Here is a 19,425-nt window from a genome sequence, read left to right as displayed (position 1 = left end):
CTGAGACTCCCACAAGCAAGGTGAAAAAGGGGGGGCCGAAAAGGCCCCCTCGCCGCCGCACGGCGCACCTTGCAGACCTGCTGTCAGGACAGCCGGCCGGTATCCGGGCGATCGAGGTCGAGATCCCTGGTCTCGGGCATCAGGATCGCCGTGAGCAGGGTGATCCCCGACACCGCCATCAGGTAGTATAGGAACCAGCCATGATGGCCCTGCTGCGAAAGATAGGTGTTCACATAGGGCGCGGTCCCGCCGAAGATCGCGGTCGCCAGCGACAGGGGGCCGGCCACGCCCGTCGCCCGGACGCCGGTCGGGAACACCTCGGACCAGACGGCCGTGTTCACGCCGAACAGGCAGGCAAGCAGGACAAGCGCGATGGTCATCGCCGAAAGCAGCCCGCCGAAGCTGTCGTCGATCCGCCCGTCCAGGTGCAGCGTCAGCAGGATGAAGCCGACGCCGAACAGCGCCACGAACAGCCGCCGCCCGTATCTGTCGGCCAGCCAGCCGACCAGGGGAATCGCCACGAGGAAGATGCATTGCGCGACCAGGCTGGCGGTGAAGGCCGAGCGCGCGTCAAGCCCGCGGCCGATCTGCGCAAAGGTCGGGCTGTAGATCAGCCAGGTGTAGAACATGATCGACCCGCCCGCCGAAAGCCCGAACACGACGGCGATGCCGCGCCAGTTGCGCAGAAGCGGCTCGATCCCCGAGCGGGTCTTCGCGCGCCGGCCCTTTTCGAAGGATTCCGTCTCGGTCAGCTTGCGGCGCAGGTAAAGCCCATAGACCCCCAGCAAGCCGCCAAGGGCAAAGGGAATGCGCCAGCCCCAGGCCTCGATTTCCGCCCGGTCGAGATTGCTGGTCAGCGCCAGCCCGGCAAGCGTGGCGATCATGGTGCCGATCACCACGCTGACCCACGAGGTGCTGCCGTAAAGCGCCCGCCGGTGCCTGGGCGCCCGCTCGACCAGATAGGTGATCGAGGTGCCCATCTCGCCGCCATGGGCCATGCCCTGCGCCAGCCGCGCCACCAGCAGGATGATCGAGGCCAGGATGCCGACGGAATCGAAGGCCGGGGCCAGCGCGATGACGATGCTGCCGCCGGCCGTCACCAACATGGCCAGCGTCAGGCTGGCCTTGCGCCCGACGCGGTCGGCATAAAGCCCGAAGACCAGCCCGCCGATCGGGCGGGTCACGAAGCCGACCGCGAAGATCGCCAATGTCGCCAGAAGCGCCGCGGCCCGGTCCTCGGACGGAAAGAACTGCACCGCGAAATAGGGCGCGAAAATGGTGTAGATGGTCCAGTCGAACCATTCCAGCGCATTGCCGAAGTTCACCGCGACCAGATCGCGCAGCTTGCGCGGCCCGGCGCCGCTGGCGCAATCGGCGACGAGTGTCGAATGTTCTGACGCAGGCATGGGTCTCCTCCCCGGATGTGTTGCCATATGTCTGGTGCTGATTCCTGCCGGCGCCGTCAGACGGCTTCGGCCCGGCCTTCGAGGCCGGCGCGCGCATCGGCGTCGGAGCCGGGCACGCGCATCTCGAACGTCTCGCGGACGACGGTGTAGTCGAAATAGCCCATGCGCGCGATCGGCTGGATCGCCTGGATGTCGAGCCGGCCGTCGGCGCGGATGACGCAGTCGTCGATATGGATCTTCTCGACCTGGGCGAACACCACGTCGACGGTCCCCACCGTCGAGCGTCCCTTCAGCACATGCGTGCCGATATGGCGGCATTCGAACTTGCAGGGGCTTTCGCGCACCATCGGGATGCGGGCGTTGTCGGCATAGTCGCGGGTGACGTCCAGCCGGTCCCATTCGCTTTCCTGCGGGGGCAAGGCCATCGCGCTGATATTGACCGCCTCGCGCAGGGCATAGGTCGCCATGTTCCAGACGAACCAGCCGATCTCCTCGGCATTGACCACCGTGTCCTTGCGGCGGCCGTCCGGGTAGCGGTTGGCCGAGAACATCACCATGGGCGGATCGAAGGTCAGGTTCTGCCACTGGCTGTAGGGGGCGATGTTCTCGATCCCGTCGCGGCTGACGCTTGAAATCCAGCCGATCGGCCGCGGCACGGTGCAGCTCTTGAACGGCGAAAAGGGCAGCGGACAGGGCTCGGAATGGGGCGAATACTTCATCTTTGCTCTCTCGGTCGGTGGGGTTCGGGGAGACGCGGCCGGCATCTTTTCAAGGTTCGGCAGAATCGATACATAACCGATATATCGGTTGCATGGCAACAGGCGGCCGGGAATATTTTGCGCTGCCCCGCGTCCTGCGCTATGACGGCGCGCAGGGTGGCTGCAGGGAAAAGCAGGTGATCAACCAGTCGGATCGCGCCGTGGCGGTGCTTCAGCAATTGATCGAGCGCGGCGAACTCAGGCCGGGATCGATGGTGTCCGAACGCAGCCTGATGGAGCTGACGGGATTTGGCCGCACGCCGATCCGCGAGGCCATCCAGCGGCTTGCGCTAAGCCGGATGCTGCGCATCCACCCCAGCCGCGGCATCGAGATCCCCGCCATTTCCGTCGAGGACCAGCTGAGCGCCCTGGAGGTCCGCCGCGCCACCGAGGTGCTGGCGATCGCCCTGGCCTGCGAGCGCGCGACCCAGGCCGAACGGCAGCAGATGCGAGATCTTGCCGCGTCGCTCGAGGGCGAGTTCTCGCTCGAGGATTATGCCGAAACGGTGCGGCAAACGCATGCGCTGGTGATCGAGGCGGCCCATAACCCCTACCTCGAGGCGCTGATGACCCCGCTCCAGGCGCTGTCGCGGCGCTTCTGGGTGATGCATATCCAGGACGAGGCGGCGGACATCGGCATCGGCAAGGCGTTTCACCGCCGCATCCTGATGGCGATTGCCGAAGGCGATGCCGGGGCCGCGACCTCTGCCTCGATGGAGCTGAACGACTACCTGGTGCGATTCGCCCTGGATGTCGTCTCCATGCGGGCGCGGCCAAGGGGCATCGCCGTCTCGGCCCCCTAGCCGTTTGATCCCACGGTTCGATGGTGCGATCCTTTCCATGAACTGGAAGCCGGCCCCATGGGACCGATTCGTCACGGCCACGGCCATGCAAGCGGCCAGACCTGCATCGGGCGACCGTGGAGCGTCAGGGTCAGCGCAATGCCGACGTCCTGCTGCTCGCCCCCCGCGAGGGCGTCCTGGACCAGCGGCTCGGGCAGCCGGCAAGTGCCTCGCGTCGCATCCGCGCGGCGCGGAGATGGTCGAGGCATGGCCGCCGCAGATCCTGCCCGGCAAGCGCAGCCAGGCATCCCGCAGGATGCGCTCGGCATCGGCCACGGCCGGCCTTGCGGTAGGCCCCGCGCCCTGCCCGGCCGGCTATGCCTCGTCGCGGGTGGCCTCGACCAGGAACGCGACGAAGGCGCGCACCTTCGGCAGGATGTATCGGCGCGAAGGATAGACCGCATAGATCGCGGTCTGCACCGGCGCCCAGTCGTCGAGCGCAGTAGCAAGGCGGCCGGCCCAGATGTCATCGGCGACATATTGGCGCGGAATGAGGTTCAGCCCGAAAACCGGCAAGCAGGGCATCGCGGATCGCCAGGCCGCTCGTTACCTTGTAGCGGCAGTCGATCGGCACCCTGATCCGCTCGGCCCCGCGGGTAAACTCCCATTCGCTGACATGGCCCGACAGGGTGAACTGGATGCAGTCATGCGCCCCAAGATCCTGCGGCGCGCCGTGACGGGCGAAATGATCCGGCGAGGCGCAGACGACGTGGCGCAGCGTCATCAGCCGGCGGGCGACCAGGCTTGAATCCTCCAGCCGGTCGCTGCCGCGGATGGCCAGGTCGAAGCCCTCCTTGACGATATCGACCCGCCTGTCGTCAAGCTGAAGGTCGAGCGACAGGTCGGGATAGCGCCGCAGAAAGCCGGGTGAGCGTGAAGGTCATCGGCGCGCTGACGCGCAAGAGCCCGCTCGGCTGGCGCTGCAAGGGGCCGAGCGAACGGTCGGCCTCGTCAAGGTCATCCAGGATCCGGGCGATCTGCTCGAAATAGCGCCCTCCCGCCTCGGTCAGGCTCAGCAGCCGGACGTTCAGGTGGCCCTCCAGCGCGCCGATATTCTTGCTGGCGGCGGCCGGCGAGAGTTTCAGCAGGCGTGCCGCCCCGGTGAAGGAGCCCTGCTCCACCGTCCTGAACACGCGCAGGGCGACCATCTGGTCCATGATTGTTCACCATCAGTTGCGAGCGACCGCGACCCGGTGCTGCTGCGTGCCGATTTCCGCAGCTTGCGCCACGCGCTGCCCTTTGCGCTGATGATCCCGCAGGACGAAACCGAGGCCATCCTGACCCAACGGCTGGCCGGTCTGGGCCATTGCGTGCTGCGCCCCGCCGCGGCAGAGCGGCTCGAGACCGCGGCGGACGGGGCGGTCGTGACCCCGGTCGATGGCCGCAGGATCGCGACCCGTTACGCCGTCGGCGCGGACGGGCAGAACAGCACGGTTCGCGACCAGGCCGGCATCGCCTTTCCGGGCAAGACCCATGGCTCGTTCATGCTGGCCGACGTGCGGATGGGCTGGCCGATTCCGAAAGACGAGGTGACGCTGTTCTTCTCGGCCGGCGGCACGCTGGTGGTCGCGCCGATGTCGCAGGACCGCTACCGCGTCGTCGCGCAATGCCCCGAAGCGCCGCCCGCCTGCTGGCCGGGGCAAGCTGAGGACGGGCGGATGCGCGACGACAGGATGGGCGACTTCACCCCGCGCGACATCACACTCGCCGGCGAAACCCGCCGGGTCCATGTCGGCAGGCAAGGGCCCGCGGTGACCGTGATGCAGGAAATGCCCGGCCTCAGCCCACAGGTCGTCCGCTTTGCCCGCTGGCTGCACGATGCGGGTTTCACCGTCTGGCTGCCCTCGCTGTTCGGCGTCGACGGCGCCGAAGGCGCCGCCGAGGCCGGCGCAAGCATCTTCAGGCGCGCCTGCACCGCGGTCGCGTTCCGCACCCTGGCCGGACAGGGGGCAAGCCCGGTCACGGCATGGCTGCGATCGCTAGCGCGGCTGGCGCAGGCGGAATGCGGCGGGCCCGGCGTGGGCGCGGTGGGCATGTGCTTTACCGGCGGTTTCGCCCTGTCGATGATGCTGGAGCCCGCGATGCTGGCGCCGGTGCTGTGCCAGCCCGCCCTGCCGCTCGACCCGGCCGCCCTTGAAAGCCCGCCACGGGAACTGGCGCGGGTTCGCCACCGGCTCGAACGTGATCAGCGCTCATCACGCCCTCCCAACAGCATAGCCTGCCGCAGGCCCGCCGTCAGGTTCCCGCAGGAGCGTCCTGCTTCGGCCCGAAAGCAAGCCACCAGCAGCGCAGGCATGGCCGAGGGCTGTCATCGAAACGCAGATCCCCCTGCAAGCCCTTGCGGCGCGGGGCGCGCTTTGCCGGGAACAATGTCGTCTTGGCGAGGAACCTTCGCGAAAGACCTCCCGGCCCTGCGCGACAGCGCGGTGGGGCGGCCGGTTATGGGGCGGTGGAAATCGGGCGGGCGAACAGTCACCCGGCCAGGCGCCGCAGCGGAACCTCCAGCGTGATGGCAAGGCCATCGGCCCTCCACTCGCGCCGCAGTTCGCCTTCGACCCCGGCGACCGCCGCGCTTTCCAGGGTCGAGCCGAAGCCTGCGACCCGATCCTCGGCCGGGGTCGCGGAACCGTTCGTTTCCGTCCAGGCCATGAGCAGCCTGTCGGCATGGGTCCTGAAATCGACGGCGAGATGCCCCTCGGGAACGGACAATGCCCCGTATTTCGCTGCGTTGGTCGTCAACTCGTGCAGAAGCAGCGCCATCGAGGTCAGGGCATTTCCCGCCAGCGGCGCGTCGCAGCCGGTGATCGAGATGCGCATGTCCGACCGGGAAGCGTGTGGCGTGAGGATCGCGTCAAGCAGGGCACGCACGGTCGTCGCGTTCGCCGCAATCGGAGCATCGCCGAGGTCCGGCATCGTCAATTCATGCGCCCGCGCCAAGGCGCGCAGCCGGGCATGCAGGTCGGACGCAAATGCCTCGCCCCCCGTCGTCGCGCGGGCGCTCAGCGAAACCAGCCCCGCCGTCAGGGTGAAAAGGTTCTTGATCCGGTGATGCATCTCGCGCAGCAGCAGAGACTGCCGGATGAAGGCGCGCTTTTGTGCGCCGATGTCGCGCGCGATCTTCGAGGCACCCAGGATCGTTCCGGCCTCGTCCGTGACGGGCGAAACCGTGACGGATATCTCGATCAACGCGCCATCCTTGCGGCGGCGGACGGTTTCGAAATGATCGATCTTCTGGCCTGTCCGCAGGCGGGAAAGGATCTCCTCTTCCTCCGAAAGGCGCTCGTCGGGGATCAGCATGGTGATCGGTTGCCCGACGGCCTCCTCGGCCTGGTATCCGAACAGCTGTTCCGCCCCCCGGTTCCAGGTCGTGATCACCCCGTCCAGCGTCTTGGAGATGATGGCGTCGTTCGAGTTCTCGACAATGGCCGCAAGCCAGGCATTCGCCTGGGAGGCCATGCGCCGTCTTTCCTCGGCCTGACGGGAAAGCGCTTCGCCGGCTTGCGGTGGTCGCTGGTGAGGCATCGCCTGTTCCTTCCGGTCGCACCGTCGTCCCGGAGGGTCCGGGCCGTATCGACCCCATCAATACCCGTGCCAATCTAGGGCCTGTCCCGGCGAGTTGCCAGAGCGCCGGGGCTGCGGCGCCGGGAATGGCACGCCCGATCCGCCCCTGCGGGCCGCGAAAAAGCTGCCCGCCCCGCGGCAGGGCTGCGCAGAGCGCAGTTAACCGATTGGCAGAACAAGAATTTTTTTGACACGCATCACGCCGGATTAAACAAAGTCAAGACCGCGCAATTCCGGTGGGATCATGCCCTTCAAGCCGCATGATTGCGGCATGCCGACTACGGGGGACGAGGCATATTGCGGGCGTGCCATCGCGTGCAGGGCGGCCGCGGCCTTGCCGGCCGATACGGCAAAACTGTCGCGCCCGCCCTTGGACTGGGGTAAGCTGAAGAGGCCATAAGGGGATATGCCGATGAACCGCGTCGCCCTTGCCATCACCTGCGCCGCCCTGTTCGGGCTGGCCTCCTGCGGCACGCCGGCCGAGCAGTGCGAGGCGCGCGTCGCAGCCGAGCAAAGGAACGTCTTGCGGCTTTTGCAAGAAGTCGAGGCGAATATCGCGCGCGGCTATGCCTGGGAAACCACGGTGAGCGGCACCGGCTTCCGCCTCTGCACGGGCGGCTTCCGCGGCGGTTACGGCCGGCTGGGCCTGGGCTATTCCAGCTGCCACGGTGGCCCCGATACGATGCGCAAAAGGGTGCCGATCGACCCCGCCGCCGAGATGCGCAAGCGCGAGGCCCTGCAAAAGCGCCTGGCCGTGCTTTCCGCGCAAGGGGTGCCGCAATGCCTCGCGCGTCACGATGCGGCGAGGTGAGCCGGCCATCGCAAGCACGTTCCCCGATCAAGCGCCCCAGGTCATATGCCCAGCCCCTCCAAACGCCGAAGACATGGCACCGGCAGACGCCGCGCGCGAAAGACGGCATCGACGCTGACCAGCGGGCTGAAGCTTGCCATGCGCCTTGCCTCGATGGCCACGACGGCGCTGAACGCGCTGACGCCCAAGGCCGTGAAACCGGCGAAGGCCCCGCCCAAGCGCGCGAAACGCACCGCCAAGGTCCAGGGCAAGGCCCGGCAGGGTGCAAGCTTTCGGGCGGGCACGCATGACAGCGAACATGGCGCCAGGCACTACAAGCTGTTCACGCCCGGCCTTGCGGCGGACGCAAGGCCCCCGCCCTTGCTGGTCATGCTGCATGGCTGCGGCCAGACGCCCGACGATTTTGCCAAGGGCACGCGCATGAACGCGCTGGCGGCGGAGTTCGGCTTCATGGTGGTTTATCCGGCGCAGCCGCGCGAGGCGCATCCGAACCGCTGCTGGAACTGGTTCAGCCGCGACGATCAGGCCCGCGGTTCCGGCGAGCCGGCCTTGCTGGCCAGCCTGACCCGCCGCATCACCCATCGGCATGGCGCCGATCCCGCCCGCGTCTATGTCGCGGGCCTTTCGGCAGGGGCCTCGGCGGCGCTGATCCTGGCGGCGACCTATCCCGAGATCTTCGCGGCGGTCGGCGCGCATTCCGGGCTGCCCGCGGGCGCGGCGCAGGACCAGGCTTCCGCCTTGCTGGCGATGCAGCGAGGCAATCCCGGCTGGCGGCTGCAACATCCCAAGCCGACCATCATCTTCCATGGCAGCCGCGATCACGTGGTCCACCCCCGGAACGGGCGGCTGGCCGCAATTCGGGCGCGCGAACCCTACGCATCCCTGCGCGCGACCGAGCTTGCGGGCCAGGTTCCCAACGGCCACCGCTATGTCAAAACCGTGCATCGGGTCGGATCCGGGCGCCCGCTGGTCGAGCATTGGAGCATCGCGGGATCGGGCCATGCCTGGTCGGGCGGTTCGTCGGCCGGCCGCTTCACCGATCCGAAGGGCCCCGATGCATCGCGCGAGATGGTCCGCTTCTTCTTGCGCCACAGCCTGTCCGCGCGGCAGAGGGCGGCTCTGGCTGCGCTTCTCGTCACCGCGCAGGACGGCCGCTGATCGGCTGGGGCAAGGGCCTGCGCGTTTCGATTGGATGGATGCCCAAGGGAGCGGTATTCCGGCCCGGAATTGGTGGGACGTCCTTGCGGAGATGGCTCGGGTTGGCCCTGGAGAGGTATGCCGGCGCAGCTTGCCTCGCGGGCTGATGGGACGGCCGGCATCGAGCAGCCCGCCAGTCAGCCAGGCGGGTTCAGAATACGCATCTTCCCCGACAACCCCGCACAGGGCTTCTGGTGCGAGACGACCATCCGGCTGCGGGCCGCATCGCGTCACGCTGCGGGCCTGCCCTGTGTCAGGTGGCGAAACAGGCTCTGCGCCGGGGCCGAGAGCTCGGTGCCGGCCCTGATGCAGACCGACAGGCGCCGCAGCGCCCAACCGTCGGCCAGCCGGATAATCGCGATGCCCGAGGTCCGCTTCATCCGCCGGGCAGCGGTCCGGGGCACGATGCCGATGCCGGCGCCAGCCCCGGCCATCCGGCAAATTCCATCGAATGTGCGCAGCCGGACGCGATAGCGCAACTGCATCCCCATCGCCGCGGCTTGGGCGGTGACGTGATCCTGAAGCGCGCTGCCGGACAGGCCAATGAAATGACGCCCGGCAAGGTCGGCAAGGCGGACCTGCCGCATCCGGGCCAGGGCGTCGTCCTGCGCGGCGACGACGACCAGCCGGTCCTCGGCAAAGGGGCGCAGCTCCAGCCCCTCCTGCGCCGCCGCCGCCGAAAGGATGCCGATATCGGCAAAGCCCGCCATGACGCTGCGAGCGATCTCGATGCTCTGGCGTTCCTTCAGGTCGAGGTCGATGCGCGGGTTCGCCGCCATCCACGCCGCAAGCCGCTGCGGCAGCAGCTCGGCGATGGCGGCCGTGTTCGACAGAAGCCGCACGGTCGAGCGCAGGCCCGTGGCATATTCACCCAGTTCCCCGCGCATCATGGCCATCTGGCGGGAGATCAGGCGCGCGTGATGGGCCAGCGCCTCGCCCGCCTCGGTCAGCGTCACGCCGCGCCGCCCGCGCTCCAGCAGCCTGACGCCGCCGGTCCGTTCCATGTCCCGCAGCCGCTCGCTGGCGGCGGGCAGCGAAAGCCCGGCATCGGCGGCGCCATGGGTGATGCTGCCGGCGTCGGCCACGGCAAGGAACAGGCGAAGATCGGTCAGGTCGAAGCGCATTCCGGCAGCATAGGCCAGAATCAGCCTTCGGAACAGCCGAAGCCTGATTGCGGAGGTTCCGCATTGTCCGGCGCTCCCCCTCGATTATGGACAGACCATGACCGATTTCACCGTCCCGCTGATCGCCCTCACCTTCCTTGCCGCCGGGATCGTCAAGGGCGTGACCGGCATGGGCCTGCCCACGCTGGCCATGGGCGTCCTTGGCGCGCTGCTGTCCCCCCTAACCGCCGCGAGCCTGCTGATCGTCCCGTCGATGGTCACCAATCTCTGGCAGCTTCTGGCCGGTCCGCGCATCGGCGCATTGGCGCGACGGCTTTGGCCGATGATGGCAGCGAGCATGGCGGGCACGCTGATCGCCGCGCCGCTGCTGGCCGGCGGGAATGGCGGGGCGACGACGCCGATCCTCGGCGCGACCCTGATCGCCTATGCGCTCTATACGCTGTTCGCGCCGCCGTTCCGTGTCTCGCCTGTCCAGGAGCGCTGGCTGTCGCCGCTGGTCGGGCTTGTCACCGGGCTGATTGCCGGCGGCACCGGGGTCTTCGTGATCCCGGCGGTGCCCTGGCTGCAGGCGCTTGGGCTGGAGAAGGACGAGTTGGTCCAGGCGCTTGGCATGTCCTTCACCACGTCGACCATCGCCCTGGCACTTGGCCTGGCCTCGCGCCAGGTCTGGCAGGTCGATCAGCTTGCGCTTTCCGTGCTGGCCGTCGTTCCGGCGCTGATCGGCATGGGGGCGGGACAGATCCTGCGCCGCGCCGTCAGCGCTGCCACCTTCCGGCGCTGGTTCCTGATCATGCTAGCCCTGCTGGGCGGGGAAATGCTGTTGCGCGGCGTGGCGTGAGGCGGCGCAAACCGGCTTTGCAGTCCAAAGCGTCCCCAGTTGCGAAGCGCTTTGGCGGCCGGGACGGGCATCGTTGGGCTCTGCGGTCTCGTTACCCGTCTTGCCGACCGGGAACCTGCCTGGGCGCAATCCATGCGAGATCGGGCGGAACGGGCTTCTGCGCCAGCCCCTGCCCTGGATGCATCCTCTGCGCATTCTTCATCCCCAGCTTCACCGCGCATTGCGCGTGCCGTAGCGGTCGGTCAGCCCCCCGCTGAAAATAGCATGGAAAACCCCCGGCCTCGGCAGAGCAGGATGGCTTGGTGATCGAGACCAGCTCGGATGCAAAGCCCTTTTGCACCGCCCAGACTGCATGGTCAGGCACTCCATCGCGCGCACCGGATTGTTGCCGATGCCCGCGGCGCCCCGCATGCAGTCATCCTCGATCTGCGAGATCGTCGCGTTCACCGCGCGCACGCGGTCCAGCGCGAAGCGGGCGATATTCTCGGCCGTCGGTTCGTCCGGGCCGGGATCGCGGCTGTTGTCGGTGATGGTGATCGCGTGCAACTCCGCCTCTTCCAAAGCCGCTTCGTAGACCGCGGCATAGGTTCGGCAGGCACTGCATCGCCGCCTCATCGAGATATTGCGACGCGGTGGTTCGCACCGCCCCTTTCGCGCCGCGACCGGAGGGGACATCCGCCAGGAGTTGACGGAATGCCCCCAGCACTGCCGGATCGCCTACGATCATGATGCGGCGAAGATGCAGCGGCTGGATGCGGGGCCGAAGATCGACACCGAAGCGGGCGCGCATTGCATCGGCGATCGGCTCAAGCGACGCACCGATGCGCCGGGCATCCGCAAGGCCCTGCAACGAGACCGGCAAAGCCTCGACTTCCGCGATCAGCGCGGTCACGTATTCATCGCTTGTCCTCAGGGCGGGCGGCGCGATGCGATCCTGTAGCCCTTGCCGTGCGTCAGGCAGGATATCCCCATCGGCGATGCGTTCGGCCAGCCGCAAAAGCTGATCGAGCGCACCGTTCTCCTTGCTGCCGGCGGAAAGTCCGGGCAGGTCGCGGTCGATCTCGGCACGCAGGATATCGGTTCGGATTTCGCGCGCGCGAAGCGCCAGCCCCGCGTCAGGCCCGGCAATTTGCTGTCGAAAGCTCTGCCGCGCGGTCCCGGACCCCGGCCTTCATCTGCTCGATCCGGTCAAGGGGACCGGCCGTGCTGGAAGGCACCCGCGCCTCGTCCTGCGCGACCTCGGCCCGACGCGGGGTTTCCGCCACATCGGTCAGGCGCTTGCCCATTTCCCGATAGCCCGCTGGTGTCCGATGACATGGGCACCGGCAAGCCCCACATCGTCCATGCCCTGTCCCTGTTCGCAATCCTGCCGGATGAAACGGGCCAGCGCATGGCGTTCCGCATCGCTCAGCAGCTCGAACGTCGCGTCGGTGAAGGCCTCAGCCAGTTCGCGCTGCAGGTTGGAGATCACCGTCCCGCGCATGTCCTTGCCTTCTCTTCATCCTGCACCGCTGCGGGGTTTTTGCTGCGCGGCACCCCAACGGCAGATCCCGTGAGTGACACTATGCGGACCGGCGGCGCTTGCCTGGGCCGCCGCCCGGCTCGGGCACCGGGCGGCGCTTTTCGCGGCAGGGGCTTAGTTGGCGGATTGCAGATAGCCCTGCCAGCGCGCGAGGAAGGCGTCGCGGCCGGCGGCCGCCTCGGCCTCGTCGGTGGCAAAGACCTTGATCTCGTCGATCGCGGGCAGGTCGGCGTGGTCGCCCACCACGATGTCGCTGCGGGTCGGACGGCGGAAGGTGCTTTCCAGCAGCGCGACCTGGGTTTCCCTGGACAGGATCGCGTCCATCGTCCGCCGCCCCAGTTCGGGATTGGGCGCGTCCTTCACCAGCGCCATGAACTCGGTCGAGGTAAAGGTGCCCTCCTCGGGATAGACCAGCGAAATCTCGGACTGGCCGCCGGCGACATAGGCATAGGCATTGGCCTCGAAGGTCAGCCCGGCCACGAATTCACCCTGCGCCACGCCGCGCAGGATCGACGAGGCCGAGCTGTTCACCGTCACGTTCTGCGCCAGCTTTTCCAGCGCCTCGGGGCCCATCAGCTGGTCGATCCCCCACAGGATGGTATAGGCGGTCGAACTGTTGTTCGGATCGGCGATGGCCAGCTTGCCCTTCCAGGCGGGGTCCAGGAAATCCTGCCATTTCGTCGGGGCGGGAATGTCGCCAAGCTGGTCGGTGTTCACCATCGCGACCACGACATGGCTGAAGGTCGCGGTCCACAGATCCTCGGGCTGGTGCAGCGCCGCGGGGATCGCGTCGAGCTGGGTCGAGCGATAGGGCTCGAACAGGTCGCGAAAACCGCCGAGGGTGTTTTCGCTCGAACTCCAGAACAGGTCGGCCTGCGGGGCGGCCGCCTCGGCCTCCAGCCGGCGCAAAAGCTGGCCGCTGCCGCCGGTGATGGTGCTGAGCGAGATCTGCGGCTCAAGCTGGCGCAGGCTGTCGGTCACCGCCTCGACCGCCTGGGCGGGCGCAGGCGTATAGACGACGACCGTGCCGCCGGCATCCTGCGCCAGGCCGATTGTCGGCAGCAAGCTGGCGGCCAAGCCGCACAGCACGACGCGGCGGGTAAATCCAGGGTTCATGTCTTTCCTCCTCTGCATTCCGGGGTGATGGCTCTGTGTGACGCTCGCCGGCCTCTCCCGGCCGGGCCGGCGGCGCGGGGCCTAGCGGGACGAGAACAGCTCGACCCGGAACAGCTTGGTCGCGACGAAGATCGGCAGCAGGATCACCGCCAGCAGCAGCACCCCCATGGCCGAGGCCTGCGCCATCAGGTTGCTGTCGATCAGCTTGTAGATCTGGATCGGCATGGTCTCGCGCCCGCCGGAATAGACGATGATCGAGGCGCTGAGTTCGGACACCGTCACCGCCCAGGTCAGCACCATGGCCGAGGCGATGGCGGGCACCATCAGCGGCAGCACCACCTTGAAGAAGCTGGGCACCGGGGCCACGCCAAGGCTGATCGACGCCTCCTCGATGGAATCGGGGATGTTGTAGAGCGTGGACGAGGCGCTGCGCATCGAGAAGGGCAGCCGCCGGATGATATAGGCCAAGACGACGATGGCCCCGGTTCCCGTCAGGTGCAGCCAGCCGCTGTTGAAGGACATGGCGAGGCCGATCCCGATCGCCGTGCCCGAAAGCGCCAGCGGCAGGGTGCTGAGATAGTCTAGCGCCGGGGTGAACAGGTTCTTCTTCTTGACGATCATGTAGCTGACCAGGGTGCTGACGGCGATGCCGATCAGCGTGGCGACGGCGGAATAGGCCAGCGTGTTGAGGATCGGCGTGGGATTGGTCAGCAGCAGCCGCTCGAAATTCGCCAGCGTCCATTCGCCCCAGCGCATCACCGGCCCGCGCGAGACGGTGAAGGCCCCCGCAACCAGCATGGCCAGCGGCATCAGCGACACGATCACCACCGCACCCGCCGCCCCGCCGATCAGCCAGCCCTGGCGGCCCGACAGCGGCACCGGCCGGGCATTGCGGCCCTGCACCACCTGGTAGCGCCCGCGCGACAGCACCCAGCGCTGCAGGAACAGCACGATCACGATCAGCCCGACCGCGACGCTGGCCAGCGTGCTTTGCATCACCGGGTCGGCGCCTCCCTCGGCCACGGCGGCCTGGTAGGTCATCACGGAAAGCAACCGCACCTTGCCGCCCAGGATCGACGAAGTGCCGAAATTGCCCATGACCATGGTAAAGACCAGCAGCGCGCCGGCCATGACCGAGGGCATGATCACCGGCACCAGCACCTTCAGCCGCGACCGGGCGGGCGAGGTGCCGAGGCTGCGGGCGGCCTCTTCCAGTTGCACGTCGAAGCCGCGGATCGCCGCCAGCGTGCTGATATAGACATAGGCGTAATAGGTGAAAGTCAGCGAGACGATCAGCCCCGGCCAGCCGTAGAAGCTGGGCAGGACGATGTCCACGCTGCGCAGCGCACGGGTGACGACGCCGTTGTTGCCGACCAGCATCAGCCAGGTCTGCGCGGCGATGACCTCGGGGATCACCAGCGCGATCAGCGGCAAGAGCGCCAGCGCCGACTTGCCGGGAAACTCGTAGCGCGAGGCCAGGTAGGCCAGCGGCACGCCCAGGCAGACCGAAAGCCCCGTCACTGCCGTCGCCAGGACCAGCGTGTTGCGCACGGCCTCGAGATAGCGCGGATCGGCCAGCAGTTGCGCCCAGCCGTTCCGTTCGCCGCCGCCGAAGCTGCCGGTCAGGATGGTCAGCAGCGGATAAAGCAGGAACACCACCATGACCACCATCGCGGCCAGCGAGATCCACCACCATACGGTGCGATTGCCGGACCCCCCGCTCATGATGCCAGCACCAGGGTCTTCGCCGGGTCGAAGGACAGCTCGACATCGGCGCCGGGCATGTAGCGGTCATGGCCGTCACCATGGGTTTCCACCGCCAGCGCGACGTCTTGGCCGATTCCGATCAGGTAATGCGTCTTGCCGCCCAGATATTGCCGGCGGCTGACGGTGCCCTGCACGCTGTTGGCGCCGCCCGTGCCCTGCGGGGACAGCGCGATGTCCTCGGGCCGCGCGATCAGCACCGCCCTGGACCCGGCCAGGGGCGCCGGCACGCGCGCCGAAAGCGCATGCCCGCCCAGGCGGACAGTGACCATGCCCGGCGCCGCGACGGGCGCGTCGATCTCGACCGTATTGGCCGCGCCGACGAAATCCGCGACATAGGACGAGACCGAGTCGCGATAGATCTCGGAGGGCGTGCCGACCTGTTCCAGCCGGCCGCTTTTCATCACCCCGATCCGGTCGGACATGGCCAGCGCCTCTTCCTGGTCGTGGGTCACGAAGACGGTGGTGATCCCGGCCTCGCGCTGCAATTCGGTGATGGTGTCGCGCACCTGCACCCGCAGCTTGGCGTCCAGGTTCGACAGCGGCTCGTCCATCAACAGCACCGTCGGCTGGATCACCAGCGCACGGGCCAGCGCGACCCGCTGGCGCTGGCCGCCCGACAGCGCCGCCGGATGCCGCCCGCCCAGGTGGCCCAGGCCGACGCGTTCCAGCGCCTCGCCGACCTTGCGCCGGATCGTGGCGCCGTCCTGGCCGCGCGCCCGCAGCCCGTAGGCCACGTTGTCGTTCACGGTCTTGTCGGGAAACAAGGCGTAATCCTGGAACACCATGCCGATGTCGCGCCGATGCGCCGGCAGGCCGGTCACGTCCTTGTCGCCGAACAGGATCCGCCCCGCCGCCGCGTCGATGAAGCCCGCGATGGTGCGCAGAAGCGTGGTCTTGCCGCAGCCCGACGGGCCCAGCAGCGTGAAGAACGATCCGGGCTCGATCCTCAGCGAAAGCCCGTCGATGACCAGGTGATCGCCATAGGCGACGCCCAGTTTCTGGATATCAATCCCCATTCCCTCTGTCTCCTCCCCAGAAGTCGCCTAGCGCATCGCGCGCTGGACCAGCTCCAGCGCGTCGCGATGCCGCGCCGGATCGCCCGCCGCCAGGATGCGCGGGCCGCTCGACAGGGTCAGCGGTTGGCCGTCCCAGTCGGTGACGACCCCGCCCGCGCCCTCGATGATCGGCGCATAGGGGGCGAGGTCGTGGATCTTGAACTGCGTGTCGATATGGACATCCGTCCGCCCCGAGGCCAGCAGCCCGAAGCTGAGGCAGGCGCCGCCATAGATGCGCCAGGCCGTCGCCTCGCGCAGCGCGTCCAGCGCCGGATATTCCTCGGGGTGGAAGAAATCCGGGTTGCAGACCGACAGGATCGCGGCGCCGATGCCGGCGCAGGCCCGCGTCCGGCACGGGCTGCCGTTCAGCAGCGTCGGCCGGCCCGCGACCCCCAGCCAGCGATTGCCGCCCGAGGGGTGGTCGATCACGCCGATCACCGGCTTGCCGCGATGCATCAGCGCGATCAGCGTGCCGAATACCGGCATCCCCGCGATGAAGGGTGCGGTGCCGTCGATGGGGTCCAGCACCCAGACGAATTCCGCATCCGGGTCCGAGGCGTCCTGTTCCTCGCCCACGACGCCATGGTCGGGATGGGCGTCCGAGATCAGTTCGCGCAGCCGCATCTCGATGGCCAGGTCCATGTCGGTGACGAAACTGCGGTCGGCCTTCATCTCGATCGCGCGGTCCTGCGCGACGACGTCCAGAAGCATCCGGCGGCTTTCATCGGCAAGGATTGCGGCAAAGCCGGCCAGGCGATCCAGGACCGCGTCATTCGATTTGCTGCTGTTCGTCAACACCTTGGTTCTTTCTCCTGATATCCTGCGCCGCTTGCGGGCAACGCGCCGCGCATGGGCAAGGCCGATGCGACCCCGGATGCCGGTGCCACCCTGCCCCGGCTGAAACCGGGGCACCCTGCCCTTTTTCCGATTTGCGGACGCCCTGTCGCGCACGCGCCGTCAGATTCGCCCTTCGATACCGAAATGTTGCATTTTGTAGCAAATGCGTCAATCTGTAATTTGCATGCGCCCGGTGGGGAAGGCTAAGTGAAAGCAGACGGTCCCTGCGCAGCGATTGGAGAAGCCATGTGGCAAGAAGAGCGCCATCAGAAAATACGGGCGATGCTGGCATCGTTCGGCCAGGTCTCCATCGACCGGATCGTCGAAAGCTTCGGCGTGTCGCGCCAAACCGTCCGGCGCGATCTGATCGAGATGGAACAATCTGGAATATTGCGCCGCGTCCGCGGCGGCGCCGTCCCGGTCGAAACCGAGGACATGGAGTTCAGCGTCCGCATCACCCAGCGCCTGCAGGAAAAGCGCGCGATCTGCGTGGCGGCGCTGCAACTGCTGAAAAGCCACCAGACCATCTTCATGGATGCAGGCTCGACCACCACGATCATGGCCGAGGTGCTGGCCGGACCGACCGGCCTGACCGACCTGACCGTGATCACCAATTCGCTGGAAGTGGCCATGCGCCTTGCGCAGAACACCCCCGAGAACGGGGTCCGGGTGCAGCTTCTGCGGGGGCCGGTCAGGCGCGACCCGCTGGAAACCTGGGGCGGGGCCACGGTCGCCGACATCTACAGCTATCACGCCGACATCGCCCTTCTCTCGCCCCTTGGGGTGGATGCGGCGTTGGGCGCGACCTATCATCACCTCTACGGGGCCGAGATCGCAGAGGCGATGGCGCGCCAATCGACCAAGACCGCGATTCTTGCCGATCATGCGAAAATAGGCGTGACCAGCCGGAAATGCGTCTGCCCCACGGCCGAGATCGACTGCCTGGTCGTCGATGCCAAGGCGCGCGCGCGCAGCGGGTTCCCCGCGCTCGAGAATGCGGTCGCGCGGTTGATCGTGGCGGAAAACTGACCGGCGGCGATTGCCGAAAGCCCACCGACCAACTGGAATCCCTTGCCGCAATGGTTTAGTTTCTGATCCATGAAACGGCTCGATCGCAAGAACGTCCTGATCACCGGCGGCGCCAAGGGGGCGGGCGCGGCCAGCGTCCGGCTGTTCGTTCGCGAAGGGGCGCGGATCATGATCGCCGACCGCGACGGCGAGGCCGCGCGCCTGCTGTCCGAGGAACTGACCCAGGCCGGGCACGAGGTGCATTGGGTCCGCGCCGACGTCTCGCAGGTCGAGGACGCCCGCGCCGCCCATGACGCCGCCTGCCGGCAGCTGGGCGAGATCGACGTGCTGTTCAACCATGCGGGCATCATGCTGGTGAAGCCCTTTCTCGACTGCACGCTCGAGGAATGGGACGAACTGATGGACAACAACGCCAAATCGGCCTTTTTGATGAGCCGCCTGGTGCTGCCGCAGATGCTGGAACGCGGCAAGGGCACCCTGGTCTTTACCTCGACCACCGGCGTGCGCGCCGCCACCCATCTCGAGGCGCTCTATTGCGCCTCCAAGGCGGCGATGCACCAGCTGGCGCGCGCGCTGGCCGTGGAATATCGCGACCAGGGCATCCGCTGCAACCTGATCTGCCCCAGCTTCGTGCGCACCCAGCATGGCGAGCATGAGATCGAGCAGCTGCGCAGCTATGGCGTGCTGGCCTCGGAAGGCGACGTGAACGCGATGCAGGGCCGCATCTGCGAGCCGGAGGAAGTGGCCGAGGTGGCGCTGTTCCTGGCCTCGGATGCGTCCAGCTTTGTCAACGGGGCCGAAGTCTTCGTCGACAACACCTTCACGGCGGTCTGACCCGTGCTTTGGGGCCTGCGACCGCTTGAGCCCAAGGCGGCCTATGGCCTGGCGGTGGACCTGCTGCAGCGCCAGATCCATTCCGGCCTGCTGCTGCCGCAGGAACGCCTGCCCGCCGAACGCCAGCTTTCCGACAAGTTCGGCATCAGCCGCGTGACCCTGCGCGAGGCGCTGCGGGTGCTGGAGACGAACCAGTATATCAGCGTCCGCCGCGGCGCGCAGGGCGGCGCCTTCGTCTCGGACCAGGACCGGCTGAGCCAGCTGGCCAGGCGGCGCATTTCCCGCGCCCCCGCCGCCTCGATGCGGGTGGTGGAATACCTGGTCGTGAACCAGACCGCCGCCGCGCGCTTTGCCGCAAGGCGCCGGGGCCCGGCCGAACTCAAGAAGATGCGCGAGGCCCTGGCCCTCATGCGCAATGCAGACGACGCGCCGCGGCGCAAGCAGGCCGAGACGCTGTTCCTGCTGGCCGTGGCCGACGGCGCCCAGAACGCGCTTTTGTCCCGCGGGGTCGAGGATGCCCTGGCCGAGCTGTTCCTGCCCTTCGAGACCGCGCCCGAGGCCCAATCGGTTGCCGAAACCGTCGCCGTCTATCAGCGGCTCCACGATGCGCTGGATGCTGAAAATCTGGACGATGTCGAGGGGGCAATGGACGCTCTGAATGCAAGGCTTTGGGGCGCCATTCGCCGGATCACCCGCTCGGCAGCCTGAATCGGCGGGCGGCGCAAGAA

At 67.7% G+C, this 19,425-nt stretch carries 23 protein-coding genes; 9 read left to right on the top strand and 14 right to left on the bottom strand.

What is annotated here, in order from left to right:
* Window positions 1-83 precede the first annotated feature (83 nt).
* Complete coding sequence (locus FE811_RS02915) at window positions 84-1,406, bottom strand: MFS transporter (RefSeq protein WP_140846589.1); 1,323 nt, start codon at window positions 1,404-1,406, stop codon at window positions 84-86.
* A gap of 56 nt (window positions 1,407-1,462) precedes the next feature.
* A complete protein-coding gene (locus FE811_RS02910) occupies window positions 1,463-2,125 on the bottom strand; it encodes a flavin reductase family protein (RefSeq protein WP_140846587.1) in 663 nt (220 codons plus the stop codon).
* 176 nt (window positions 2,126-2,301) lie between these two features.
* On the opposite strand from FE811_RS02910, the gene FE811_RS02905 reads away from it, so the two are divergent.
* Window positions 2,302-2,967, top strand: a complete 666-nt coding sequence (locus tag FE811_RS02905) for a GntR family transcriptional regulator (protein ID WP_072463825.1) — start codon at window positions 2,302-2,304, stop codon at window positions 2,965-2,967.
* Between the two features lie 354 nt (window positions 2,968-3,321).
* Here the strand turns inward: FE811_RS02905 and FE811_RS27840 are convergent, their stop codons facing one another.
* From FE811_RS27840 to FE811_RS27830, 3 genes are read right to left on the bottom strand one after another with little or no spacing between them, the layout of a single operon-like run.
* Window positions 3,322-3,531, bottom strand: a complete 210-nt coding sequence (locus FE811_RS27840) for a LysR substrate-binding domain-containing protein (RefSeq protein WP_219848861.1) — start codon at window positions 3,529-3,531, stop codon at window positions 3,322-3,324.
* Entirely contained in the window at window positions 3,473-3,847 is a 375-nt protein-coding gene (locus tag FE811_RS28675; RefSeq protein WP_370362658.1) for a substrate binding domain-containing protein, read from the bottom strand. Before FE811_RS28675 ends, FE811_RS27840 begins: the two co-directional genes overlap by 59 nt.
* The gene (locus tag FE811_RS27830; RefSeq protein ID WP_219848860.1) at window positions 3,825-4,163 is read right to left on the bottom strand and encodes a LysR family transcriptional regulator; all 339 of its coding nucleotides are present in this window, start codon (window positions 4,161-4,163) and stop codon (window positions 3,825-3,827) included. The genes FE811_RS28675 and FE811_RS27830 overlap by 23 nt, the downstream gene beginning before the upstream one ends.
* 36 nt (window positions 4,164-4,199) lie before the next feature.
* On the opposite strand from FE811_RS27830, the gene FE811_RS27825 reads away from it, so the two are divergent.
* Entirely contained in the window at window positions 4,200-5,516 is a 1,317-nt protein-coding gene (locus FE811_RS27825; RefSeq protein ID WP_219848859.1) for an FAD-dependent monooxygenase, read from the top strand.
* Here FE811_RS27825 and FE811_RS02885 read toward each other — a convergent pair.
* A complete protein-coding gene (locus FE811_RS02885; protein WP_219848858.1) occupies window positions 5,479-6,462 on the bottom strand; it encodes a PAS domain S-box protein in 984 nt (327 codons plus the stop codon). The genes FE811_RS27825 and FE811_RS02885 overlap by 38 nt on opposite strands.
* A 517-nt stretch (window positions 6,463-6,979) precedes the next feature.
* Between FE811_RS02885 and FE811_RS02880 the strand changes: the two genes are divergently transcribed.
* Window positions 6,980-7,378, top strand: a complete 399-nt coding sequence (locus FE811_RS02880) for a hypothetical protein (RefSeq protein ID WP_255469603.1) — start codon at window positions 6,980-6,982, stop codon at window positions 7,376-7,378.
* 138 nt (window positions 7,379-7,516) lie between these two features.
* Complete coding sequence (locus tag FE811_RS02875) at window positions 7,517-8,536, top strand: PHB depolymerase family esterase (protein ID WP_255469602.1); 1,020 nt, start codon at window positions 7,517-7,519, stop codon at window positions 8,534-8,536.
* Between the two features lie 269 nt (window positions 8,537-8,805).
* Here FE811_RS02875 and FE811_RS02870 read toward each other — a convergent pair whose 3' ends face one another.
* Complete coding sequence (locus FE811_RS02870) at window positions 8,806-9,699, bottom strand: LysR family transcriptional regulator (RefSeq protein ID WP_140846577.1); 894 nt, start codon at window positions 9,697-9,699, stop codon at window positions 8,806-8,808.
* A gap of 97 nt (window positions 9,700-9,796) precedes the next feature.
* Between FE811_RS02870 and FE811_RS02865 the strand changes: the two genes are divergently transcribed.
* The gene (locus FE811_RS02865) at window positions 9,797-10,537 is read left to right on the top strand and encodes a sulfite exporter TauE/SafE family protein (protein ID WP_140846575.1); all 741 of its coding nucleotides are present in this window, start codon (window positions 9,797-9,799) and stop codon (window positions 10,535-10,537) included.
* Window positions 10,538-10,747: 210 nt separating this feature from the next.
* Here the strand turns inward: FE811_RS02865 and FE811_RS02860 are convergent, their stop codons facing one another.
* Complete coding sequence (locus tag FE811_RS02860; protein ID WP_140846572.1) at window positions 10,748-11,083, bottom strand: hypothetical protein; 336 nt, start codon at window positions 11,081-11,083, stop codon at window positions 10,748-10,750.
* 193 nt (window positions 11,084-11,276) lie between these two features.
* On the opposite strand from FE811_RS02860, the gene FE811_RS02855 reads away from it, so the two are divergent.
* Complete coding sequence (locus FE811_RS02855) at window positions 11,277-11,477, top strand: hypothetical protein (RefSeq protein ID WP_140846570.1); 201 nt, start codon at window positions 11,277-11,279, stop codon at window positions 11,475-11,477.
* Window positions 11,478-11,652: 175 nt separating this feature from the next.
* Here the strand turns inward: FE811_RS02855 and FE811_RS27310 are convergent, their stop codons facing one another.
* From FE811_RS27310 to FE811_RS02830, 6 genes are all read right to left on the bottom strand, one after another.
* On the bottom strand, window positions 11,653-11,823 hold the full coding sequence (locus FE811_RS27310; RefSeq protein WP_181180806.1) for a hypothetical protein: 171 nt from the start codon (window positions 11,821-11,823) through the stop codon (window positions 11,653-11,655).
* Window positions 11,808-12,020, bottom strand: coding sequence for a hypothetical protein (locus FE811_RS02850; protein ID WP_114535678.1), 213 nt, complete (start codon window positions 12,018-12,020; stop codon window positions 11,808-11,810). The genes FE811_RS27310 and FE811_RS02850 overlap by 16 nt, the downstream gene beginning before the upstream one ends.
* 153 nt (window positions 12,021-12,173) lie before the next feature.
* Window positions 12,174-13,175: an ABC transporter substrate-binding protein gene (locus tag FE811_RS02845; protein WP_140846565.1), complete on the bottom strand. Its 1,002-nt coding sequence runs from the start codon at window positions 13,173-13,175 to the stop codon at window positions 12,174-12,176.
* A gap of 81 nt (window positions 13,176-13,256) precedes the next feature.
* Complete coding sequence (locus FE811_RS02840) at window positions 13,257-14,900, bottom strand: iron ABC transporter permease (protein WP_140846562.1); 1,644 nt, start codon at window positions 14,898-14,900, stop codon at window positions 13,257-13,259.
* Window positions 14,897-15,958 carry an ABC transporter ATP-binding protein gene (locus tag FE811_RS02835; protein WP_114535676.1) on the bottom strand — a complete coding sequence of 354 codons (1,062 nt, stop codon included), beginning with the start codon at window positions 15,956-15,958 and terminating at the stop codon, window positions 14,897-14,899. Before FE811_RS02835 ends, FE811_RS02840 begins: the two co-directional genes overlap by 4 nt.
* Before the next feature lie 27 nt (window positions 15,959-15,985).
* Window positions 15,986-16,795 (bottom strand): inositol monophosphatase family protein, encoded by an 810-nt coding sequence (locus FE811_RS02830; protein WP_140846560.1) that lies wholly within the window; start codon window positions 16,793-16,795, stop codon window positions 15,986-15,988.
* Window positions 16,796-17,080: 285 nt separating this feature from the next.
* Here FE811_RS02830 and FE811_RS02825 point away from each other — a divergent pair, with 285 nt between their 5' ends.
* The 3 genes from FE811_RS02825 (at window position 17,081) to FE811_RS02815 (ending at window position 19,405) form a co-directional block, all read left to right on the top strand.
* On the top strand, window positions 17,081-17,863 hold the full coding sequence (locus FE811_RS02825) for a DeoR/GlpR family DNA-binding transcription regulator (RefSeq protein ID WP_140846558.1): 783 nt from the start codon (window positions 17,081-17,083) through the stop codon (window positions 17,861-17,863).
* Between the two features lie 69 nt (window positions 17,864-17,932).
* Window positions 17,933-18,697, top strand: a complete 765-nt coding sequence (locus FE811_RS02820; RefSeq protein ID WP_036753177.1) for an SDR family NAD(P)-dependent oxidoreductase — start codon at window positions 17,933-17,935, stop codon at window positions 18,695-18,697.
* Window positions 18,698-18,700: 3 nt separating this feature from the next.
* Window positions 18,701-19,405, top strand: a complete 705-nt coding sequence (locus tag FE811_RS02815; protein WP_219848857.1) for a FadR/GntR family transcriptional regulator — start codon at window positions 18,701-18,703, stop codon at window positions 19,403-19,405.
* The last annotated feature ends 20 nt before the right edge of the window (window positions 19,406-19,425 follow it).

Origin of the sequence: Paracoccus sp. FO-3 (genome assembly GCF_006386455.1) — a bacterium.
Lineage (GTDB): Bacteria > Pseudomonadota > Alphaproteobacteria > Rhodobacterales > Rhodobacteraceae > Paracoccus > Paracoccus versutus.
The sequence above is the reverse complement of the archived record's forward strand: the minus strand, read 5'-3'. Positions and strand labels throughout refer to the sequence as shown.